The 19,397-nt window shown below is 73.1% G+C and carries 19 protein-coding genes; 7 read left to right on the top strand and 12 right to left on the bottom strand.

Translation table 11 applies throughout. From position 1 onward, the window contains the following. Positions 1 to 28: 28 nt before the first annotated feature. Positions 29 to 1,123, top strand: coding sequence for a DUF5925 domain-containing protein (locus ACZ56E_RS20045; protein WP_471215837.1), 1,095 nt, complete (start codon positions 29 to 31; stop codon positions 1,121 to 1,123). A gap of 37 nt (positions 1,124 to 1,160) precedes the next feature. Here the strand turns inward: ACZ56E_RS20045 and ACZ56E_RS20040 are convergent, their stop codons facing one another. Continuing rightward, entirely contained in the window at positions 1,161 to 1,541 is a 381-nt protein-coding gene (locus ACZ56E_RS20040; RefSeq protein WP_471215835.1) for a GntR family transcriptional regulator, read from the bottom strand. A gap of 127 nt (positions 1,542 to 1,668) precedes the next feature. Between ACZ56E_RS20040 and ACZ56E_RS20035 the strand changes: the two genes are divergently transcribed. Continuing rightward, positions 1,669 to 2,610 (top strand): GNAT family N-acetyltransferase, encoded by a 942-nt coding sequence (locus ACZ56E_RS20035; RefSeq protein WP_471215833.1) that lies wholly within the window; start codon positions 1,669 to 1,671, stop codon positions 2,608 to 2,610. Next, positions 2,591 to 3,103: a ribonuclease FAU-1 family protein gene (locus ACZ56E_RS20030; RefSeq protein ID WP_471215831.1), complete on the top strand. Its 513-nt coding sequence runs from the start codon at positions 2,591 to 2,593 to the stop codon at positions 3,101 to 3,103. The genes ACZ56E_RS20035 and ACZ56E_RS20030 overlap by 20 nt, the downstream gene beginning before the upstream one ends. Here ACZ56E_RS20030 and ACZ56E_RS20025 read toward each other — a convergent pair. Beyond that, a complete protein-coding gene (locus ACZ56E_RS20025; protein ID WP_471215829.1) occupies positions 3,100 to 4,608 on the bottom strand; it encodes a trifunctional class I SAM-dependent methyltransferase/NUDIX hydrolase/VOC family protein in 1,509 nt (502 codons plus the stop codon). The genes ACZ56E_RS20030 and ACZ56E_RS20025 overlap by 4 nt on opposite strands. A gap of 123 nt (positions 4,609 to 4,731) precedes the next feature. On the opposite strand from ACZ56E_RS20025, the gene ACZ56E_RS20020 reads away from it, so the two are divergent. After that, positions 4,732 to 4,872 (top strand): hypothetical protein, encoded by a 141-nt coding sequence (locus ACZ56E_RS20020; RefSeq protein ID WP_398310033.1) that lies wholly within the window; start codon positions 4,732 to 4,734, stop codon positions 4,870 to 4,872. A gap of 7 nt (positions 4,873 to 4,879) precedes the next feature. Here ACZ56E_RS20020 and ACZ56E_RS20015 read toward each other — a convergent pair whose 3' ends face one another. From ACZ56E_RS20015 to ACZ56E_RS20000, 4 genes are read right to left on the bottom strand one after another with little or no spacing between them, the layout of a single operon-like run. After that, entirely contained in the window at positions 4,880 to 5,368 is a 489-nt protein-coding gene (locus tag ACZ56E_RS20015) for a GNAT family N-acetyltransferase (RefSeq protein WP_471215827.1), read from the bottom strand. Beyond that, positions 5,365 to 6,873: a tripartite tricarboxylate transporter permease gene (locus ACZ56E_RS20010; RefSeq protein ID WP_471215825.1), complete on the bottom strand. Its 1,509-nt coding sequence runs from the start codon at positions 6,871 to 6,873 to the stop codon at positions 5,365 to 5,367. The genes ACZ56E_RS20015 and ACZ56E_RS20010 overlap by 4 nt, the downstream gene beginning before the upstream one ends. A 1-nt stretch (position 6,874) precedes the next feature. Then, positions 6,875 to 7,405: a tripartite tricarboxylate transporter TctB family protein gene (locus tag ACZ56E_RS20005; protein WP_471215823.1), complete on the bottom strand. Its 531-nt coding sequence runs from the start codon at positions 7,403 to 7,405 to the stop codon at positions 6,875 to 6,877. Continuing rightward, positions 7,402 to 8,385, bottom strand: a complete 984-nt coding sequence (locus ACZ56E_RS20000; RefSeq protein ID WP_471216396.1) for a Bug family tripartite tricarboxylate transporter substrate binding protein — start codon at positions 8,383 to 8,385, stop codon at positions 7,402 to 7,404. Before ACZ56E_RS20000 ends, ACZ56E_RS20005 begins: the two co-directional genes overlap by 4 nt. A gap of 130 nt (positions 8,386 to 8,515) precedes the next feature. On the opposite strand from ACZ56E_RS20000, the gene ACZ56E_RS19995 reads away from it, so the two are divergent. Beyond that, positions 8,516 to 9,202 carry a response regulator gene (locus ACZ56E_RS19995; RefSeq protein ID WP_471215822.1) on the top strand — a complete coding sequence of 229 codons (687 nt, stop codon included), beginning with the start codon at positions 8,516 to 8,518 and terminating at the stop codon, positions 9,200 to 9,202. On the opposite strand, the gene ACZ56E_RS19990 is transcribed toward ACZ56E_RS19995, so the two are convergent. Continuing rightward, positions 9,120 to 10,007: a helix-turn-helix transcriptional regulator gene (locus tag ACZ56E_RS19990; protein ID WP_468612184.1), complete on the bottom strand. Its 888-nt coding sequence runs from the start codon at positions 10,005 to 10,007 to the stop codon at positions 9,120 to 9,122. The genes ACZ56E_RS19995 and ACZ56E_RS19990 overlap by 83 nt on opposite strands. A 49-nt stretch (positions 10,008 to 10,056) precedes the next feature. Here ACZ56E_RS19990 and ACZ56E_RS19985 point away from each other — a divergent pair, with 49 nt between their 5' ends. Both ACZ56E_RS19985 and ACZ56E_RS19980 read left to right on the top strand, forming a co-directional pair. Beyond that, positions 10,057 to 10,566, top strand: coding sequence for a DUF2000 family protein (locus tag ACZ56E_RS19985; protein ID WP_471215819.1), 510 nt, complete (start codon positions 10,057 to 10,059; stop codon positions 10,564 to 10,566). 152 nt (positions 10,567 to 10,718) lie between these two features. Further along, a complete protein-coding gene (locus ACZ56E_RS19980; RefSeq protein ID WP_471215818.1) occupies positions 10,719 to 11,756 on the top strand; it encodes a lytic polysaccharide monooxygenase auxiliary activity family 9 protein in 1,038 nt (345 codons plus the stop codon). Between the two features lie 19 nt (positions 11,757 to 11,775). Here the strand turns inward: ACZ56E_RS19980 and ACZ56E_RS19975 are convergent, their stop codons facing one another. The 5 genes from ACZ56E_RS19975 to ACZ56E_RS19955 all read right to left on the bottom strand — a co-directional run bounded on the left by ACZ56E_RS19975 (position 11,776) and on the right by ACZ56E_RS19955 (position 19,307). Then, complete coding sequence (locus ACZ56E_RS19975; RefSeq protein ID WP_471215816.1) at positions 11,776 to 12,654, bottom strand: esterase/lipase family protein; 879 nt, start codon at positions 12,652 to 12,654, stop codon at positions 11,776 to 11,778. A 186-nt stretch (positions 12,655 to 12,840) separates the two neighbouring features. Continuing rightward, on the bottom strand, positions 12,841 to 13,521 hold the full coding sequence (locus ACZ56E_RS19970; RefSeq protein WP_471215814.1) for a response regulator: 681 nt from the start codon (positions 13,519 to 13,521) through the stop codon (positions 12,841 to 12,843). Continuing rightward, a complete protein-coding gene (locus tag ACZ56E_RS19965) occupies positions 13,518 to 14,744 on the bottom strand; it encodes a sensor histidine kinase (protein ID WP_471215812.1) in 1,227 nt (408 codons plus the stop codon). Before ACZ56E_RS19965 ends, ACZ56E_RS19970 begins: the two co-directional genes overlap by 4 nt. A 118-nt stretch (positions 14,745 to 14,862) precedes the next feature. Then, positions 14,863 to 15,837, bottom strand: a complete 975-nt coding sequence (locus ACZ56E_RS19960) for a DNA polymerase Y family protein (RefSeq protein WP_471216394.1) — start codon at positions 15,835 to 15,837, stop codon at positions 14,863 to 14,865. Positions 15,838 to 15,845: 8 nt separating this feature from the next. Beyond that, the gene (locus ACZ56E_RS19955; protein WP_471215811.1) at positions 15,846 to 19,307 is read right to left on the bottom strand and encodes a DNA polymerase III subunit alpha; all 3,462 of its coding nucleotides are present in this window, start codon (positions 19,305 to 19,307) and stop codon (positions 15,846 to 15,848) included. Positions 19,308 to 19,397 lie beyond the last annotated feature (90 nt).

Raw genomic sequence — 19,397 nt, 5'->3', positions numbered from 1 at the left:
GGGCGGGTGCGTGCCGGATCATGGCGGCATGTCTGCGAACCCCCAGGACGCCCTGCCGATCCGGCTCAACGTCGACGACAGCGACTCCCCGTCGGATGTCGTGGACGCCCTCTTCCTCGGCCGTTTCGCGACGGGCGAGCAGCCCTTCTCGCACAGTGCCAACATCGACCGCGTCAAGTCCGGTTCCACGCTGCTGCCGCCCGCGGCGAAGGTGCTGCGCGCGGCCCGCGACGACGACCGCAGCGCGACGCTCGCCGAGGGCGACGGCTGGACCCTCCTGGTCTCCCGCTGGAACCGGGGCGCGGACGTCACGGTGACCGCGACCACCGCCGAGCTCGCCGAGAAGGTGCTGAAGCAGGCCACGGACGGCGCGCAGGACGAGCCCGAGCCCCAGCCGGAGAACGTGACCATGGGCTTCTGGTACGTCTCCCCGCGGCGCGGCCCGCACCGCACCACCCGGCAGATCTCCGCCGGTACGTGGGAGGAGGTGCGGCCCAACTACACGGCGCCCGTCGCCGACGCCATGGACAAGCTGATGAAGACGGTGCCCGAGGACATCTCGGGCCGGCTGCTCCTCCTCCACGGGCCGCCGGGCACGGGCAAGACGTCGGCGCTGCGGACGCTCGCGCGGTCGTGGCGCGACTGGTGCCAGGTGGACTGCGTGCTCGACCCGGAGCGGCTGTTCAGCGACGTCGGGTACCTCATGGACATCGCGATCGGTGAGGACGACGGGACGGCGAAGGGGCGGTGGCGGCTGCTGCTCCTGGAGGACTGCGACGAACTGATCCGCGGCGAGGCGAAGCACACGGCGGGTCAGGCGCTCTCGCGCCTGCTCAATCTCACGGACGGGCTGCTCGGCCAGGGGCGGAACGTTTTGGTGGGCGTGACGACCAATGAGGACCTGGAGCGCCTGCACCCCGCCGTGGTCCGCCCCGGCCGCTGCCTGGCCCGCATCGAGGTCGGCGCGCTGACCCGCTCCGAGGCGGTGGACTGGCTCGGCACGGACGAGGGCGTGGGCCGCGAGGGCGCCACCCTCGCCGAGCTCTTCGCCCTGCGCCGCGGCACGCCACCGACCTCGGTGCCGGACCAGCGGGAGGGCGCGGACTCGGGGTTGTACCTCTAGGAGCGCGATCCGAGGCGGGGCCCCTGGCGGGTGGGCTCTACCCGGAGCTCCCGTAGGCGGCGCGCAGCGCGTCCCGGGCCGCGGTGAGCGCGTCCTCCTCCGAGAGGCCGAGGCGGCGGACCCGCTCCGCGTACGACTGTGCGGCGGTGGACGCCTCCCTCGCGGCCGCGTCACCCGCCGCCGCGACGAACGTCCCGTTCCGCCCCCGGGTCTCGATGACCCCGTCGGACTCGAGCGCCCGGTAGGCCTTGGCCACCGTGTTCGCGGCGAGTCCGAGCGATTCGGCGAGCCCCCGGACCGTGGGCAGCTTGTAGCCGACCGGCAGCGCACCGGACCTCGCCTGCTCGGCGATCCGGGCCCGCACCTGCTCGTACGGCGCGTCGCTCGCGCCCCCATCGATGTGGATCTTCAATGTCACGCAGCGATTGTCCCGCACGTCACGCCCCCGGTGGCACCGCCGCGACCGCGACAGCCGCGGCAGTGGCGGCAGTGACGGCGGAAAAATGGGAGGCGGCCCGGCGCGCCCGCACGTAGCGTGCGGCTCCATGACTGTGATCGTCGTCCGAGCCCTCGTCCACGACGCGCCGACAGCCGCCGCGGACGACGCGGGTTTCGCCGCCGTGCGCCGGGCCTGCGTACCCGCCATGCTCGCCACCCCCGACTCCATCACGTTCGACCGGGCGCACGCCCATCCGGACTCCGCCTACCGGCAGTTGGTCGCCGAGACGGACGGCGAGATCATCGGCACGGCGCAGGTGGGCATCGCCTACGACAGCCCCGAGCCGGGCCAGGGCTACGCCAACGTCTACGTCCATCCCGACCGGCTCGGCAGGGGCGCAGGAACGCTGCTCCTGCGCACCGCGGAGGAGTACCTCGCGGACGCGGGCGCCCAGACCGTCTACTCGTGGGTGCTCGACGAGCCCGCGAACCGCGCCTTCGCCGAGCGCCACGGCTACCGGGCCAGTCGCAGCGCGCACTTCCTCCGTCTGGACCTGGCGCACGGCACGCTGCCGCCCCGCCGGGAGCCGCCGGCCGGGGTGGAGCTGGTCAGCGGTTCGGTGTTCGCGGACGACGCACGCGCGCTCTTCGCGCTGGACGCGGAGACGGTGGCGGACGAACCGGGCGATGTGCCCGCCGAGTTCACGGACTACGAGCACTGGCTCGCCGAGACCTGGCACCACCCGCTGGTCGATCAGGAGCTGACCAGCGTCGCCTTGGTGGACGGCCGCCCCGCGGCGTTCAGCCTGGCCCGCACGGACGGCGCGGGCCGCTACGGATCCAACATGACGGGCACTGCCCGCGCCCACCGCGGCCGCGGCCTGGCCAAGCTCGCCAAGAACGACTCCCTGCACCGGGCCCGCGCGGCGGGCTGCACGGAGGCGTTCACGGGCAACGACACCGAGAACGGACCGATGCTCGCGATCAACAAGTGGTTCGGTTACGAGATCTGCGCGACGGAGGTCCGCCATGTCCGCACCCTCGGCTGACCCGGCGACACCGGTGGAACCGGCGGCCACGCTGGAGATCGCCCTAGTCAAGGCGGGCCGCACCAAGATCCGCTATCCGGCACGGCTCGTCCGCGACGACGGGACCCGGATCACCGTCCGCGCCCCCTGGGCGGCCCCCGACGTCCGCGACTTCGGCTTCGTACGCTTCGAGCCGGGCGACGTCTTCACCGAGCACTACTGGCGCGACCGGTGGTACGCGATCAAGGAGGTGTACGCCGCGGACGGCACCCTGAAGGGCTGGTACTGCGACGTCACACGCCCCGCCGTCCGCCAAGGCTCCGTCCTCACGGTGGAGGACCTGGACCTGGACCTGTGGTGCTCGGCGGACGGCGGCACGGTACTGCGCCTGGACGAGGACGAGTTCGCGGCAAGCGCCCTGCCCACCACGGACCCGGCGGCCGCCACCGCGGCGGTCCGCGCCTTGGAGGAGCTGGAGGCGATGGCCCTGGGCGAGGGCTTGCGCGTCGACTAGTCGGCGACCAGCTCCACTTCGAACCCCCACGCGTCCTCCAGGTAGGCCGCGCAGTGGGCCTCGCCGCCCGCGTGGGGGTGCCGGTCCGGGAAGAGCAGGGTCCAGCCGTGGCCGGGCGCCTCGGCCACGATCCGGTCGAGCTCGGCCCGCCCCGGCACGTGGAGCGCCAGGTGGTTCAGACCGGGACGCCGCCGGTCATGGCCACCGGGCCGCAGGTCAGGGGACTCTTCGAGGACCACGTACGTCTCCTCGCCCGCGCGCCGCCAGCTGCGCCCGCGCGCCCAGCGCCGGTGGGGCACATGGCCCGACTCGCCCAGGAGCCACTCCCACGAGGCCTCCGCCGCCTCGATGTCCGGCACCCACAGCTCCACGTGGTGAATGCCGCCCGCCCGCGCGGGAGTCAGCGGTGTCGCCGCCGCCGTACGGTCGCTGTCGTACGCGACGGGCTCGTCGTCCGACTGCCAGTGGACCACGAAGCGTTCGCCCGCGTGCCAGGCGGTCAGGGCCGCGCGGCAGTACGCCACCATGTCGTGCGGCAGCGCGGACAGGGGGTGCCAGACGAGCTCGGCGCACTTGTCCGGTTCGGCGTTGAACGGCTCGCCGCCCGCGCCGTGCTCCGCGGAGAAGAACCAGCCGGTGCGCGGTGCCTGCCCGGGGCCGCGGTGCTGGACGACCGCCTCCGCGCGCAGGTCGGCGGGGTCCAGGTCGAGGCCGACCTCCTCGCGCGCCTCCCGGAGCATGGCCGCGCGGACGTCCTCGCCGTCCTCCACGTGGCCCGACGGGAGGTGCAGCAGGCCGTCGCCGTACCCCGTCCCGGCGCGGCGGGACAGCAGGACCTCGTCGCCGCGGCACAGGATCAGGTGGACGTCGACGATCTCGGTGTGCCGGACCGGGGCGGCAGGCACCACGCCCACCACCGCATACCGCTCGTCCTCGACCCGTCTCCCCCACAGCCGCGCGTCCCCGGAGAGGCGCTCGGAGTGGAGGTGGGAGACGAGGGGGGTCAGGGCCGACACGAGGCGGGGCATCGGCAGTCCGGTGGGGGCCACCGTCCCCCATACGCCCTCGATCAGGATCAGGCGGCCGCCGGGGCGCAGCAGGGCGCGCCAGCGGCGCAGGGTCGTCTCGGGGTCGGGCAGCATCCACAGGATGTGCCGGGCCAGGACGACGTCGAACTTCCGTCCCTCGACGGGCGGGTGGTCCGCGTCGCCGACCAGGACCTCGGCGTCCCGGCCGGCCAGCTTCTCGCGGGCCCGCTCCACCATGGCCGGGGACAGGTCGACCGCGGTGACGCGGTGGCCCCGGTCCGTGGCGAGGAGGGCGAGGCTGCCGGTGCCGCAGCCCAGGTCGAGGACGTCCCCGGGGGTGTCGGGCAGCCAGTCCCGCAGGCGGTCCGCCCAGGCCAGGCGTACCGTCCCGTCGCGCAGGCCGTGGTCCGGTTCGTCGTCGAAAGTGGCTGCCGCGGCGTCCCAATCGACGGGCGCGATCGCCTCGTTGTTCGTCATCCCCAGAGGGTCGCAGCCACCACTGACAATCGCCCCTCGATCAGAAAGCAGGCGCGAAGAGGTCTACGGCGGTCCTCGAATGGACATCGGTAAGGCAGGGAGTCGGAAGTCAGGGAGGCCGCCATGCGCCGAGTGACCACGCACAAACCCGCGGGCAAGTCCGTCAGCCGCCGGGTGCGGGACCGCCAGGAGGCGGAGGTGCGGCCGCAGGAGAGGCCCGAGGTCCGCAAGGACATCCAGCGGACGTGGTGGCCCGACGGGTGAGACCCCGTCAGGTGTTCTTCAGCCGCTTGCGGTAGTGGAACCGGTCGTAGGGCCCTTCCACCCGCCGCTCGACGAACTCGTATCCGTACCGGGGGTAGATCTTCTGGTTCTCCCACATCAGCGCGTTGGTGTAGAGGCGGATCTCGATCAGGCCCAGCGCACGCGCGTGGTCGTCCACGAAGGACAGCAGGCGGCGGCCCACCCCCTGCCCCGCGGCATCGGGGTGGACCGCGATCGACTCCAGGAGGAGCCGGCCCTCGTACGGACGCGGGACGAGCACCAGGAGACCCACCACGGGGTCTCCGGTGACGTACACGAAACCCGCCGCGACATCGGCCGCGTGGTCGGCCTCCATCGGGCTGGGGACGCGCCCGATGCGTTCGATGTAGCGGTGGTACGCCGCGTCCGTGACGGCCCGCACGGCGGGCACGTCGGCGGCGGTGGCGAGTCGGATGGCGGTGTCCGTGGAGTCGTGGCGGGTCTCGGGCGTCGTCATGCCTCTACGTCTACGTCACGGCGGCGCGCGCGCAACACCGCCTTCTTCAACAAGGGCCACGCCAGGATCAGGACGATGAGTCCATAGACCGTCACGGAGAACGGCGTGTCGACGAGGCCGCGGACGCTGCCGTCGCTGATCTGCAGGGCCCTGCGCAGCTGTTGCTCGGCGTTCGGGCCGAGGATGACGCCGATAACGGCGGGCAGGACGGGCAGTCCGTAGCGCCGCATGCCGAAGCCGATCAGGCCGATGACGAGCAGGATGACGAGGTCGAGGGATTCGCCGCCGACCGCGTAGGCGCCGACGGCCGCGAAGAAGAGGATGCCCGCGTAGAGGTAGGGGCGCGGGATGCGCAGGAGCTTCGCCCAGAGCGGGGCGAGGGGCAGGTTCAGGGCCAGGAGCAGCACCATGCCGACGAAGAGTGAGGCGATCAGGCCCCAGACCAGGTCGGCCTCGCGTTCGAAGAGGAGCGGGCCCGGCTGGATGCCGTACTGCTGGAAGGCGGCGAGCATCACTGCGGCGACGGCGGTCGTGGGCAGGCCGAGCGTCAGCATGGAGACGAGGGTGCCCGCGGCCGAGGCGGACGACGCCGACTCGGGGCCCGCGACGCCCTCGATGGCGCCCTTGCCCCACTCGTCCTTGTGCTTCGACAGCCGCTTCTCCGTCACGTACGACAGGAACGTCGGGATCTCCGCGCCGCCCGCCGGGATCGCGCCGAACGGGAAGCCGATGAGGGGGCCGCGCAGCCAGGACTTCCAGGTGCGCCGGACGTCGTCCCTGCCCAGCCAGGGGCGGCCGACCGGGATCGGCCGGGCGCTGGTGCGGCGCAGGTGGGCGGCGACCCAGAGGGCCTCGCCGATCGCGAAGAGGCCCACCGCGACGATCACCACGTCGACGCCGTCGGCGAGTTGGAGCGAGCCGAACGTGAGCCGCTGCTGGCCGGTCATCTGGTCCAGGCCGACCAGGCCGATGGTCAGGCCGATGAGGAGCGAGGCGAGGCCGCGGACGCGGGAGGAGCCGAGCACCGAGGTGACCGCGATGAACGCGAGGACCATGATGGCGAAGTAGTCGGGCGCGCCGATGTCGACGGCGAGGTCGGCGACGGTGGGCGCCAGGGCCACCAGCAGGAGCGTGCCGATCATGCCGCCCGCGAAGTGGCCGATGGCGGCGGCCGCGAGGGCCTGCGCGCCCCGCCCGGCCCTGGCCATCGGATGGCCTTCCATGGCGGCGACGACGGCCGCGCTCTCCCCCGGTGTGTTGAGCAGGATGGAGGTGGTGGAGCCGCCGAACATCGCGCCGTAGTAAATGCCCGCGAACATGATGAAGGCGCCGGTCGGTTCGAGTCCGTACGTCACCGGGAGCAGCAGGGCGACGGCCATCGCCGGTCCGATGCCGGGCAGGACGCCGATCGCGGTGCCGAGGAGGACGCCGACGGCCGCCCAGAGGAGGTTGACCGGGGTGAGGGCCGTGCCGAAGCCGTCCATGAGGGAGTTGAAGGTGTTCATGTCACAGCACTCCCATCAGGGGGCCGCCCGGCAGGGGCACGCCGAGCAGGTTGTTGAACACTTCGTACGTGACGACGGAGAGCACGGCGGCGATGAGCGGGTCGCGGTCGAGGTGGCGGCTGCCGAGTGCGTAGGCGGAGCCCCAGAAGAGCAGCGCCCCGGCGACGGGGAAGCCGACGGGTTCGATGAGGACGGCGGTGGCGAGGAAGACACCCGTCAGGAGCAGCACGGTGCGCCAGTCGGCGGGTTCGGACAGGTCGATGTCCTCGCCGCCCTCGGCCTCGCCGCGCCCGCCGCGCAGCACGTCGACGGCGAGCAGGACGGCGACGACGAGCAGTCCGGCGCCGACCGCGATGGGGACGGTCTTCGGGCCGATGGGGCCGCGCTGGGTGATCTCGACGTCCATGGTGAGGGCGTCGGTGAGGACGAGCGCGCCGAGGGCGAGGAGCAGGACGGACACGCCGAGTTCGGAGTGCTCGCGCAGCCAGGCACGGCGGCCGGCCGGCTCGTGGGGGACGTCGGTGGTGGTCACAGGCCCAGCTCCTTCAGTACGGACACGACGCGCTTGTCCTGGGCCTTCAGGAAGTCGCCGAACTTGTCGCCGGTCAGGAAGGCGTCGTCCCAGCCGTTCTTCTTCAGGGAGTCGCGCCACTCCTTGGAGGCGTGCAGCTTCCTGACGAGCCCGGTGAGCTTCTTGCGCTCGGCTCCGCTGAGGCCGGGCGGGGCGACGATGCCGCGCCAGTTGGTGAAGTCCACGTCGTATCCGGACTCCTTGAGGGTGGGCCCGTCCAGGCCGCGCACCCGCTTCGGTCCGGTGACGGCCAGCAGCCTGAGCTCGCCCGACTTGATCTGGTCGAGGTACTCGCCGACTCCGGAGACGCCGAAGGCGACCTTGCTGCCGAGGATGGAGGCGAGCAGTTCGCCGCCGCCGTCGAAGGGGACGTAGTTGACCTTCTTCGGGTCGATGCCGGCGGCGCGGGCCATCAGCATCGGGGCGAGGTGGTCGGGGCCGCCGGGGGACGAGCCGCCGCCGACGGGCACCTTGCCGGGATTTTCCTTCCAGGCCCGGACGAGCTGGTCGATGGTCTTGTACGGGGAGTTCTTGGCGACCACGACGACGTCCTGCTCCTCGGTGAGGCGCGCGATGGGCGTCGTGTCGGCGAGGGTCTTGGGCGAGTGGTTGGAGCGGGCGGCGCCCACGACGCCGAGGCCCATGGACATGGCGAGCTTGCCGTTGCCGTGCTCGCCGACGAGCCGGCTCAGGCCGACGGTGCCGCCCGCTCCCGGCAGGTTGAACACCTCGATGTTGTGGGTGAGTCCGGCGTCCTCGGCGTTCTTCGCGGCGGTGCGGGCGGTGATGTCGTAACCGCCGCCGGGGGTGTTGGGGACCATGAAGCGCAGGCCGGGGATCTGGGTGCCGGTGTCGGCGCCGCTGCCCGTGGTGAGCAGCGGCGGCGCCACGAGCACGAGGAGGGCGGCCCCGAGCAGGGCGAGGGGGGTGCGCAGGCGCACGTGTGCCACCACCTGTCGGCTGTAGTCGGTTGTGAGGTGGCCCACATGTTGCCCGTGCGTTAACAACCTGTCTCTCTTCCGGAATCAACGGACGTTGTGGTCGTTGTGGTCGCGCCCATAGCCTGCGGCGATGACAAGGGTGCTGGTGGTGGACGACGACTTCATGGTCGCCAAGCTGCACAGTCGGTACGTCACGGCGGTGGAGGGCTGCGCCGTGGTCGGGGTCGCCCACAGCGGCGCGGAGGCGGTCGACGCGGTGGAGCGGCTGCGCCCCGATCTCGTGCTCCTCGACGTGTATCTGCCGGACATGGACGGCATCGCGGTACTGCGTGAGCTGCGGGCGGCCGAGGAGCGCGATCCGGCGCGCCGGCCGGTCGACGCGCTGTTCATCACGGCGGCGCGGGACGCGCAGGTGGTGCGGGCGGCGCTGCGGGCCGGCGCCCTGCACTATCTGATCAAGCCGTTCAACCAGGCGGCCCTGCATGAGCAGTTGAGGCATGTGGTGGCGCTGCGGGCCCGCCTGGACGGTCTGGAGGAGGCCCGTCAGGAGGACGTCGACCACATCTTCGGCGCCCGGCCCCCGGGCTCCAGGGAACTGCCGAAGGGCCTGGCGGCGCACACGGCGGACCTGGTGGAACAGACCCTCCGCGGCCATCCGGAAGGCCTCTCGGCCTCGCAGTGCGCCCAGGCGGGCGCCCTCTCCCGCGTGAGCGCCCGCCGGTACCTGGAGTTCTTCACGACGACGGGGAGGGCCGAGGTGACGCTGCGGTACGGCGGTACGGGGCGCCCGGAGCGGCGGTACCGGTGGGTGGGGTGAGGGCGGTGCGTGCGTAGCGGCCCGGAGGGACGCCCACCACGCGCTTGAAGTGCCGGGTCAGATGCGACTGGTCGTAGAAGCCGCAGGCCGTCGCCGTCGCGCCGGGCGGCCGCCCGTCCAGCAGGAGGCGGCGGGCCCGGTCCACGCGGCGCGCCATCAGGTACTGGTGCGGGGCGATGCCGTACGCCGCTCCGAAGGAGCGCACCAGGTGCGCCGGGTGCGCGTGCAGGAGGCGGGCGGCCTCCTCCAGGGCGATGCCTTCGACCACGCGTGCGTCGAGGAGGTCGCGCAGGGCGCCCGCGATCCGGCGGTCGGGGGCGGGCCGGGCCGTGGTGGCCAGGCGGGGCCGCAGCCGCTCGCGGAGCCGTTCTCCGACGAGGGCGAGCCGGGCGGCCGCCTCCAGTTCGTCGCCGGGGTGCGCGAGGGCCGTGTGGAGTTGTCCGATGCGGCGCCGCAGCAGCGGGTCGACCAGGACGGGGGTGTCCGCCGCGGGCCCGATGAACGACGTGTCGAGCGGCCCGTCCTCCGTCGCCGCCAGGTACAGGACGCGCTTGCGGAAGCCGTCCGGGGTGGCCGCGGAGCCGTTGTGCGGGACCTGCGGGGGCAGCAGCGAGACCGTGCCGAGCGGGGTGCCGTGCGCGTTCCGCTCCAGGTCGTAGCGGACGGCGCCCTCGTCTACCATCAGCAGCGTCCAGGTGTCGTGGACGTGCATGGGGTAGGCGTGGTGCGTGAAGTGGGCGTGGAAGACCTCCGTGACGCCCGGTACCGCGGGGCGCCACGCGGTGATCTCCTCGCCGGCCGCCATGCAAAGAACGTACAAGACCTGGGCGCGGGGTGATCGGCAGTCTCGAGGCATGAGCACAGACACCGCCACGACGCCCAGTACGCCCGCTAAGGTCACCGCCACGACGCCCCGCACGCCCACCCCGGACACCGCCGCCGAGCGGCGGCCCGTCCGCTTCGACACCAAGATCGCCGTACTGCTCCGGGACGACCTGGAGACCTGGCAGCGGCTGAACGTGACCGCGTTCCTCGTGAGCGGGCTCGGCACGCGGCTGCCCGAGGTCGTCGGGGAGCCGTACGAGGACGCCGACGGCACCGCCTATCTGCCGATGTTCCGGCAGCCGGTGCTCGTCTTCGAGGGCGGCGAGGAGGTGCTGACCGCCGCCCGGGGGCGCGCGCTGGGGCGGGACCTGCCGTGCTCCGTGTTCACCTCCGACCTGTTCGCCACCGGCAACGACACCGACAACCGGGCGGCCGTCCGGGCCGTCGCCGGGGCCGAGTTGGACGTGGTCGGGATCGTCGTCCACGGGCCGCGCAACGCGGTCGACAAAGTGCTGAAGGGCGCCCGGATGCACCCGTGACCCGCGTGCCGGGGGCTCTACCTGAGCCCCCGGTTAGCCCTCCCTTAAAGGGACCATAAGGATCTCCGTTCCCCGTTCCCAGCAGGGGTTTTCGCGGATTTCAGGGGCTAGCTTTCTGGTCGCCCCCTGAACCGTCGTTGAGGAGAACCACCATGACTGCCCGCCTCCGCAAGGTGTCCGCCATCGCCGCCGTCGGTGTCGCGCCGCTCGCCCTGACCGCCCTGGCGGTCACGCCCGCCACCGCGCACGGCTCGATGACGGACCCGGTCAGCCGGGTCTCCGCCTGCTTCCAGGAGGGGCCGGAGTCCCCGAAGTCGGCCGCCTGCAAGGCCGCCGTCGCGGCCAGTGGCGCGCAGGCCTTCTACGACTGGAACGGCGTGAACATCGCCAACGCCGCGGGCAAGTCGAAGCAGATCATCCCCGACGGCAAGCTGTGCAGCGCGAACAACGACAAGTACAAGGGCCTCGACCTGCCGCGCGCCGACTGGCCGTCGAGCAAGCTGTCCGCGGGCAACCACACGTTCCGCTACAAGGGCACCGCCCCGCACAAGGGCTCCTTCGAGCTGTACGTCACGAAGAAGTCGTACGACCCGACGAAGCCCCTGAAGTGGTCGGACCTGGAGGAGAAGCCCTTCGTCAAGGTCACCGACCCGAAGATGGAGAACGGCGACTACGTCTTCGACGGCAAGGTCCCCGCCCGGCAGGGCCGTCACCTGATCTACTCGATCTGGCAGCGCTCGGATTCCCCCGAGGCGTTCTACACCTGCTCCGACGTCGTCTTCGGCAAGGACACCGGCGGCTCCGGCGCTGCCCCGGCCCCGGCCGCCTCCGCCCCCTCCGACCAGGAGATCGCGGAGGGCGCCGAGAAGTCCACGGTCGAGCACCACGGGCACGGGGACGCCGACGCCGGGACGGGCGCCAAGGCCACCGAGGCCGCCCCGGCCGCCGATGCAGCCGAGGCCGCCGATGCAGCCGAGGCCGCCGATGCCGGGGACGCCCCGGGCAACGCCCCCGAGGCGAAGGGCGGTGCCGAGAAGCCGGTCTCCACCGCGAACGACAACCTCGCCGAGACCGGCGGCGACAGCACCACCCCGTACATCGCGATGGGCGGTGCCGCCATTCTGGCCCTGGGTGCCGCGGCCATGTTCGCCACCACCCGTCGCCGGGCCGCCGGACGTCACGGCCGCTGACCCGGTCCGGGCGTTCCGGCTAGGACAGGCAGGTGGTCGGGGTCGCGTGCGCCGGATCCAGGGCGTTCGCGACCTCGTGGTGGGCGACGCGGTCCGTGACACCGACCGTGACGTGCTCCGACAAGTCGATGGGGCACAGGTCCTGGACGGTCACGTTGCGCACGCCGGGGCCGTCCAGGAACTGGCTGCGGTACGGGGTGACCACCTCGTCGTACTTGGTGGCGATGACGGTGTAGCGCACCCCGGGCACCGTGTCCCCGCCCTCGTTGAGCTTGGTCAGGAACGGCGAGCCGGCCACCTGGTCGGCGAGGGCGGGGGTCTTCGTGGTCAGCAGGTCCTCGATGCCGGGGAAGTACGGCAGCAGCCTGGTGAGGCCGAGCAGGGTGGTGCCGTGGTTGTCGGGGGCGAGGCCGATCAGGGCGTTCACCTCGTCGGCGCCGCCGAGGAACTTGAGGTAGTGGCGGGGCATCATGCCGCCCTGCGAGTGGCCGACGAGGTCCACCTCCGCCGCGCCCGTCGAGGCGAGCACCTTGTCGACGAAGCCGTCGAGCTGCTCGGCCGACTTCTCGATGGGGCCGAGTCCGTGGAAGAACGGCACGCCCTGCAACTGGCCGTAGTCCAGGGAGTAGACGCAGTAGCCGCGCTTGACGAGGTAGGGCGCGAGGACGAGCCAGTTGTCGACGGAGTTGCCGAACGTGCCGTGCACGAGGACGACGGGGCGGGGGTGCGCGGCGGACGGCTTGCAGGCGTAGTCGTTCCAGCCCCGCGACGTCGCCGTCGTCGTCGAGGTCTGCGCCGTGTCGGCGGTGGCCGTGGCGGCGGGAGCGAGGGTGACCGCGCCCGTGACGAGCAGGGTGGCGGCGAACGCGCGCAGCGCGCGTCTCCAGGAGGGCAGCATCGTGTGATCTCCTTGCGGCTCAAGGGATTACGAAGGTGTGCGAGGGGGTTCGGTGGGGGTACGCCCTGTGATCCGGATCGACAGGATGCCGTGCTCACGTCAAATTACGCGTGAGTAGCCGAAGACAGAAGCGGCGCGCCGGTAAAACTTCCAGCGTTCACTGGCACGGTCCTGCCCGCCCTCGGCTCACCGCATCGGCGTCACGAGCTCCATCTCGTACGCGATGATGACCAGCTGGACCCGGTCACGGGCGCCGAGCTTCGTGAACAGGCGCGCCACGTGCGCCTTCACCGTGGCCACGGTGATGAAGAGCTCGGCGGCGATCTCGGCGTTGGCCAGGCCGCGCCCCACGAGGGTGAGGACCTCGCACTCCCGGTCGGTGATGCCCTCCACCGCACGGGGCGCCGGCGGCGGGCCGGGCTCGGGACGCGCGGCGAACTCCTCGATGAGGCGCCGGGTGACGCTCGGTGCGATCAGGCCGTCCCCGGCGGCGACCACCCGGATCGCCGCGAGGATGTCGTCCAGCGCCATGTCCTTGACGAGGAAGCCGCTCGCGCCGGCCCGCAGGGCGCCGTAGACGTACTCGTCGTCGTCGAAGGTGGTCAGGACGAGGACCCGCGGTCCTGCGGGGTCCCGCTGGTCCGCCGTGATCAGGCGGGTGGCCTCGATGCCGTCCATGCCCGGCATGCGGATGTCCATGACGACGACGTCCGGGCGTACGCCCTCGGCCAGCCGCACCGCTTCGGTCCCGGTGCCCGCCTCCCCCACGACCTCGATGTCCGGGGTGTCGGCCATCAGGACGCGCAGGCCCGCACGGACCAACGGCTGGTCGTCGGCGAGGAGGACGCGCACGGTGCGGTCGGTCACTGAGCCACCGCCACAGCGGACGCAGCCTTGGACCCGGACCCGGCCTCGGGCGTGGGGAGCCGGGCCGACACCCGGAAGCCACCCTCCGGGCGCGGCCCCGCGGTGAAGCGGCCACGCAGCAGGCCGACGCGCTCCCGCATGCCGACGATGCCATAGCCGTTGCCCGCGCAGAGACCGCCGCCACCGTCGTCCTCGACCTCGACGCACACCTCATCCACGTCGTACGCGATGGTCACCCGGCACTCCCCCGTCCCCGCGTGCCGCACGACGTTGGTGAGCGCCTCCTGGAGGATGCGGAACGCAGCCAGGTCGATGTCGGCGGGCAGCGGCCGCCGTTCGCCGCGCAGTCGGACGTCGGCGCGGACCCCCGCGTCCAGGGCCGAGGCGACGAGGCGGTCGAGGTCCGCGAGGCCGGGGGTCGGGTCGAGCGGTGCGTGCGGCTCGGCAGGGGAGCGCAGCGCCCCCAGCGTGCGCCGCAGCCCCGCGAGCGTCTCCCTGCTGGTCGCCTCGATGGTGACGAGCGCGTTGCGCGCCTCGGCGGGCTGGGTGTCGATGACGCGGCTGCCGACGCCCGCCTGGATGGCGATGACGCCGATGCTGTGCGCGATCATGTCGTGCAACTCCCGTGCTATGCGCAGCCGTTCGGCGGTCACCGCCTGCTCGGCGGCGCGCGCGCCGAGCGCCTCGGCGTGCGCGCGGCGCTCCCGCACGGAGTCGCCGGCCAGCCAGGCGGCGAACGTCGCGAGGGCGATGAACGCGGCGAGCTGGGTCACCCGGGCCGGGGTCTGCCCGAGACTGGTCAGATGCGTGCCGAGCTGCGCGCCGAACGCCAGGGCGGCCGCCGCGATCGAGGTACGGCGCGGCCGGACCGCGGCGATGTAGCAGACGGCGAGATCGCCGAGCATCACCTGCAGATACACGATCTCCGAGTTCTGCATCTGCGTACGCGCGACGGCCCACCCGGCGAGCAGCGACACGAGGGCGGGCAGCGGCCTGCTCCGCAGGAGCACGCCCACCAGTGCGGTGAGGACGATCAGCGAGCCGACGATCACGACGCTGAAGCCGCCGCGCCCTGCGCGCATCGCGAAGTACAGAGCGAAGGGGTAACCGAGCGCGGCTCCCCAGCCGACGGGCATCAGCCAGGCATACGACGGCCGGGAGCGCGCCGTCGAGGAGCACGCCGTCGAGGCGGGCAGGGCAGGGGAATCCGGCTTCGCGTCCATGTGCCGATCGTAAGTGCGCGCCCCTGACCTGGGCATGGGCCCGAAGACGTACGCCCACGGGCTACCTGCGACGGACCGGAGGCAGCCGAAGGGGCGATGCCGAGGGGGCTCCGTTCGGTCACGCCGCCAGCGTCCCCGGCACGATCGCGCCGGGGCCGAACTTCTCCCGTGCCCGGTCGGCCACCTCCTCGATGCGGCGGGCCTTCTCGTCCGCCGGGTCGAACGTCAGCTGGTGGGCGGCCTGTTCGGCGGGCGCGATCCCCTCGGCGCGCAGGGACACGGCGCGCACCCGGGCCCGCTGCAGGCCCAGCGCCTCGTACATGCGGTACGCGGCCGTGGTCAGCGCGGTGGAGTGCGCGGTCGGCTCGGGCAGGGCCCGGGTCCGGACGGTCGTGCTCCGGTCGGCGTACCGCACGGTGAGGGTCAGCGTGCGGCACACCTGGTCCTCGTCCCGCATCCTGGCGCCCAGCTCTTCGGCGCCGGAGAGCAGGGCGCGGCGGTGCCGGAAGGGGTCCAGTTCGTCGCGGGGGAAGGGGCGTTCGACGGAGAGCGAGCGGGCGGTGGCGTTCGGCACGACGCGGGTCCGGTCGACGCCCCGCGCCTTCTCGCTCAGCTCGCGGCCCGCGCGGGCGCCGACGAGCCGCTGCAGGGTGGACAGGGGCGCCGCGCCGACCTTCCCGAGGGAGTCGAGGCCGTATTCGCACAGGGTGCGGGCGGTGGCGCGGCCGATGCCGGGCAGCTCGCCCACCGGCCGGTCGGCGAGGAACTCCCGTACGCCGTCAGGCCCTTCGGGCACCGCGCGGGTCACGCCGGGGGCGGCGCCGCGTGCCGCCATCCGCGCCAGCATCGGCCCGGGCCCCGCGCCGATCGCGCACTCCACCCCGTACAGCGCGAGCGCCCGCACCCGGATCAGCGCGGCGAGCCCGACGGCGCTCCGCCCGAAATACCGCCGCGCGCCCCGCACGTCGACGAGCGCGGCGTCCGGCGGCAGCGCCTCGACCTGCGGGGAGAACTCGCCGAGCAGGGCGAGCAGTTGGGGCAGGAGCGCCTCGTGCATGGGGGGCAGCAGGAAGCGTACGTAGAGGGTGGTGATGCCGTCGTTCATCCCGCGCTCCCCGGACTCTGGTGCCACAACTTCCGTGTCGATGCCGTCCCTTCACCCGCCGGGAGCAGATCCGCCCAGGGGTGCATCTCGTATCCGTTGGCCATGCGGATGCGGCGCCCCTCCGCCGCCGGGTCCCGCTCCTCCTGCTCCTGCTCCTGCCCCGGTTCCGCCAGGCGCCGCGCCACCGCGTCGAGGCCGCCCTCCTTCCGCAGCTCCACCAGCTCCGCCAGGTTCCACGCCGCCGCGCCCACCACGCTGAGGCTGCGCGGCCCGCGCCGCTGCACCACGCCGCGCACGAGCAGCAGCCAGGAGTGGAAGACGGTGTGCGCGCACCGCTCGTGGGCGTCGTCGAAGAAAGCCAGGTCGACCAGGCCCGTGCCGTCGTCCAGGGTGGTGAAGATGACGCGTTTCCCGGAGCGGATCGGCGGGGTCTGCGTGGCGGCCTTGGCGCCCGCGACCAGGACGGTCGCGCCGTGCTCGGCCTCGCGCAGGCGCCGGGCGCCGAGCACGCCGAGCTCCGCGAGGAAGTCGCGGTGGTCCACCATGAGGTGGCGCGACGAGTCCATGCCGAGGACGCCCAGTTCGGCGCTGAGCCGCTCCGCGTCGTCCAGGTCGGGGAGGCCCGCGGGTGCCGTCTTCCGCCCGCCCGCCAGGGGCAGTTGGGCGCCTGCGACACCGCGCGTGCCCCGCCGCAGCTCGGCCAGGTGCAGTTGCAGGTCGCGGCGGTTGGCGCCGAACGCGTCGAGCGCGCCGACCTGGGCGAGCCGCTGCGCGACCGGCTTGGAGGGCCTGGCCCGCTCCCAGAAGTCGACGAGCGAGGCGTAGGGCTGTCCGTCCGCGATGCGCGCGGCCTCGGCCTCGCTGATGCCATGCACATCGGAGAGCGCCAGCCGCAGGCCCCACACCGGCCGCGGCTCGGACACCAGTTCGATACGGTGAGCGGCCGCCGACCGGTTCACGTCCAGCGGCAGGATCGGCACCCCACGCCGCCGCGCGTCCGCGAGCAGCAGCCGCTTCGGGTACATCCCGGGGTCGTGCGTGAGCAGCCCGGCGTAGAACGCGGCCGGGTGATGGGCCTTCAGCCAGGCCGACTGGTACGTCGGCACGGCGAAGGCCACCGCGTGCGCCTTGCAGAAGCCGTACGACCCGAAGGCCTCGACGATCCCCCAGGTGCGGCCGATCGTCTCCGCGTCGTACCCCCTGGCCGCCGCCTGCTGCGCGAACCAGAAGCGGATCCGGCCCTGCGACTCGGGGTCGGAGAGCCCGCGCCGCACCCGGTCCGCCTCGTCGCGCCCGCAGCCGGTCATGATGTCCACGATCTGGATGACCTGCTCGTGGAAGACGACGACGCCGTACGTCTCCTTGAGCGGCCCCGCGAGGTCGGGGTGCGGATAGCGGACGGGCGCGCGGCCGTGCCTGGCCTCGATGAAGGGCCGCACCATGTCGGCGGCGACAGGACCCGGCCGGAACAGCGAGATGTCGACCACCAGGTCGTGGAAGGTCGCGGGCTGCAGCCGCCCGACCAGGTCGCGCTGGCCCGGCGACTCGATCTGGAAGCAGCCGAGCGTCTCGGTGGACTGGATGAGCCGGTACGTCGCCGGGTCGCCCGGCGGTATCGCGTCCAGGTCGACCCGCTCCCCCGTGGCCCGCTCGGTCTCCGCCACGGCGTGCGCCATCGCGGACTGCATCCGCACCCCGAGGACGTCCAGCTTGAGCAGGCCGAGGTCCTCGACGTCGTCCTTGTCGAACTGCGACATGGGCAGGCCCTCGCCGCTGGTCGGCATGACGGGTGTACGGGTGAGCAGCGAGGCGTCGGAGAGCAGCACCCCGCACGGGTGCATGGCGACGCCGCGCGGCAGCGCGTCGAGGGCCTCGACCAGCTCCCACAGCCGGTCGCGGTCGCCCAGCTCCGCCGCGACCCGCCGCAGTTCGGGCAGCTCCTCCAGCGCGGCGCGGGCGTCGCGGGCGCGGATATGCGGGAAGGCCTTGGCGAGCTTGTCGATCTCGGCCGGGTCCATGGACAGGGCGGCGCCCACGTCGCGCACGGCGTGGCGGACCCGGTAGGTCTCGGGCATGGCGACCGTCGCGACCCGCTCGGTGCCGAAGCGGCCGATGATCGCGCGGTAGACCTCCAGGCGGCGGGCCGACTCGACGTCGATGTCGATGTCCGGCAGGACGTGCCGCCGCTTGGACAGGAACCGCTCCATGAGCAGCCCGTGCTCGACGGGGTCGGCGTGCGCGATGCCGATGAGGTGGTTGACGAGGGAGCCTGCGCCCGAACCGCGGGCCGCGACCCGGATGCCCAGGTCGCGCACGTCGTCGACGACCTGCGCCACGGTCAGGAAGTACGAGGCGTAGCCGTGGTGGTCGATGATGTCCAGCTCGTGGTGCATGCGCTCCCAGTAGCCGCGCCGTGAGTCGTAGCCGCGCCGCACCATGCCGGCCGCCGCGCGCGAGGCGAGGACGCGCTGCGCGGTGCGGCGCCCGGCGCCGACCAGGTGCGGCTCGGGGAAGTGCACGGTCCCGATGCCGATGTCGTCCTCGGCGTCGACGAGGCACTCGGCGGCGGTCGCCCGGGTCTGTTCGAGCAGGCGGTGGGCGGTGTCGCGGCGGAAGCCCGCGGCCTCGACGACGCGCTCGGCGGCGTGCAGCATGGCGTCCGCGCCCTTCAGCCACCGCTCGCCGCTGTCGAGTTCCTTGGTCGGGTCGACGGGGACGAGGCGGCGGGCGGCGTCGAGGACGTCGGCGACGGGGCCCTGTCCGGGGTCGGCGTAGCGCACGGCGTTGGTCAGGACGGGGCGCACGCCTTGTTCGGCGGCGAAGCCGACGGTGCGCGCGGCGAGGCGCAGCGAGCCGGGCCCGGTGCCCTCGCGGCCGTGCCAGACGGACTCCAGGCGCAGCGCGTCGCCGTACCGCTCGCGCCAGGGGGCGAGGAGGCGGGCGGCCCGGTCGGGGCGGCCCGCGGTGAGCGCGCGGCCCACGTCGGAGGCGGGGCCGAGCAGCACGGTGAGGCCCTCGCCGTGGTTCTCCTGCCAGGGCAGCACGGGCCGGCCGTCGGTGCCGCCCCCATCAGTGCCGCCGCCGTCGGCGTCGGCGCGGTGTGCGGCGGTGACCAGGCGGCAGAGCGCGGCCCAGCCGGTGGCGCCGTCCCGGGCGAGGAAGGTCACGCGCGGGGTCGACTCGTCGATGAAGGCACCGCCGCGCACGGGGGCGCGGCGCCGCTCGCCCTTGGCCGGGGCGGGCTCCCCCACCGCGAGCTCGGTCCCGAACAGCGGCCGCACGCCCGCCTTGGCGCAGGCCTTGGCGAAGCGGACGGTGCCCGCGAGGGTGTCGCGGTCGGTGAGGGCGAGGGCGTCCATGCCCCGGTCGGCGGCGCGCTCGGCGAGCCGCTCCGGGTGCGAGGCGCCGTACCGCAGGGAGAACCCGGAGACGGTGTGCAGATGCGTGAACCCGGGCACACGCACCTCCTGAAACCCTGAATCGATCCGTTCTCACATCCCCCGCCTCCACCATAGACCAGTTTCGAACTTACGTACGACACATACGTT

The organism is Streptomyces sp. NPDC039480 (assembly GCF_055597165.1).
Note: the sequence above shows the minus strand (reverse complement) of the source record. Positions and strands in the feature narration are given on the sequence as shown.

Excerpts from the sequence above, each read along its gene's own strand:
- ACZ56E_RS19975 (WP_471215816.1), bottom strand. The coding sequence starts at position 12,654 with ATGCTGCCCTCCTGGAGACGCGCGCTGCGCGCGTTCGCCGCCACCCTG.
- ACZ56E_RS19980 (WP_471215818.1), top strand. The coding sequence starts at position 10,719 with ATGACTGCCCGCCTCCGCAAGGTGTCCGCCATCGCCGCCGTCGGTGTC.
- ACZ56E_RS20015 (WP_471215827.1), bottom strand. The coding sequence starts at position 5,368 with ATGACGACGCCCGAGACCCGCCACGACTCCACGGACACCGCCATCCGA.
- ACZ56E_RS20025 (WP_471215829.1), bottom strand. The coding sequence starts at position 4,608 with ATGACGAACAACGAGGCGATCGCGCCCGTCGATTGGGACGCCGCGGCA.
- ACZ56E_RS20045 (WP_471215837.1), top strand. The coding sequence starts at position 29 with ATGTCTGCGAACCCCCAGGACGCCCTGCCGATCCGGCTCAACGTCGAC.
- ACZ56E_RS19985 (WP_471215819.1), top strand. The coding sequence starts at position 10,057 with ATGAGCACAGACACCGCCACGACGCCCAGTACGCCCGCTAAGGTCACC.
- ACZ56E_RS19990 (WP_468612184.1), bottom strand. The coding sequence starts at position 10,007 with ATGGCGGCCGGCGAGGAGATCACCGCGTGGCGCCCCGCGGTACCGGGC.
- ACZ56E_RS20010 (WP_471215825.1), bottom strand. The coding sequence starts at position 6,873 with ATGAACACCTTCAACTCCCTCATGGACGGCTTCGGCACGGCCCTCACC.
- ACZ56E_RS20020 (WP_398310033.1), top strand. The coding sequence starts at position 4,732 with ATGCGCCGAGTGACCACGCACAAACCCGCGGGCAAGTCCGTCAGCCGC.
- ACZ56E_RS20030 (WP_471215831.1), top strand. The coding sequence starts at position 2,591 with ATGTCCGCACCCTCGGCTGACCCGGCGACACCGGTGGAACCGGCGGCC.
- ACZ56E_RS19995 (WP_471215822.1), top strand. The coding sequence starts at position 8,516 with ATGACAAGGGTGCTGGTGGTGGACGACGACTTCATGGTCGCCAAGCTG.
- ACZ56E_RS20035 (WP_471215833.1), top strand. The coding sequence starts at position 1,669 with ATGACTGTGATCGTCGTCCGAGCCCTCGTCCACGACGCGCCGACAGCC.
- ACZ56E_RS19965 (WP_471215812.1), bottom strand. The coding sequence starts at position 14,744 with ATGGACGCGAAGCCGGATTCCCCTGCCCTGCCCGCCTCGACGGCGTGC.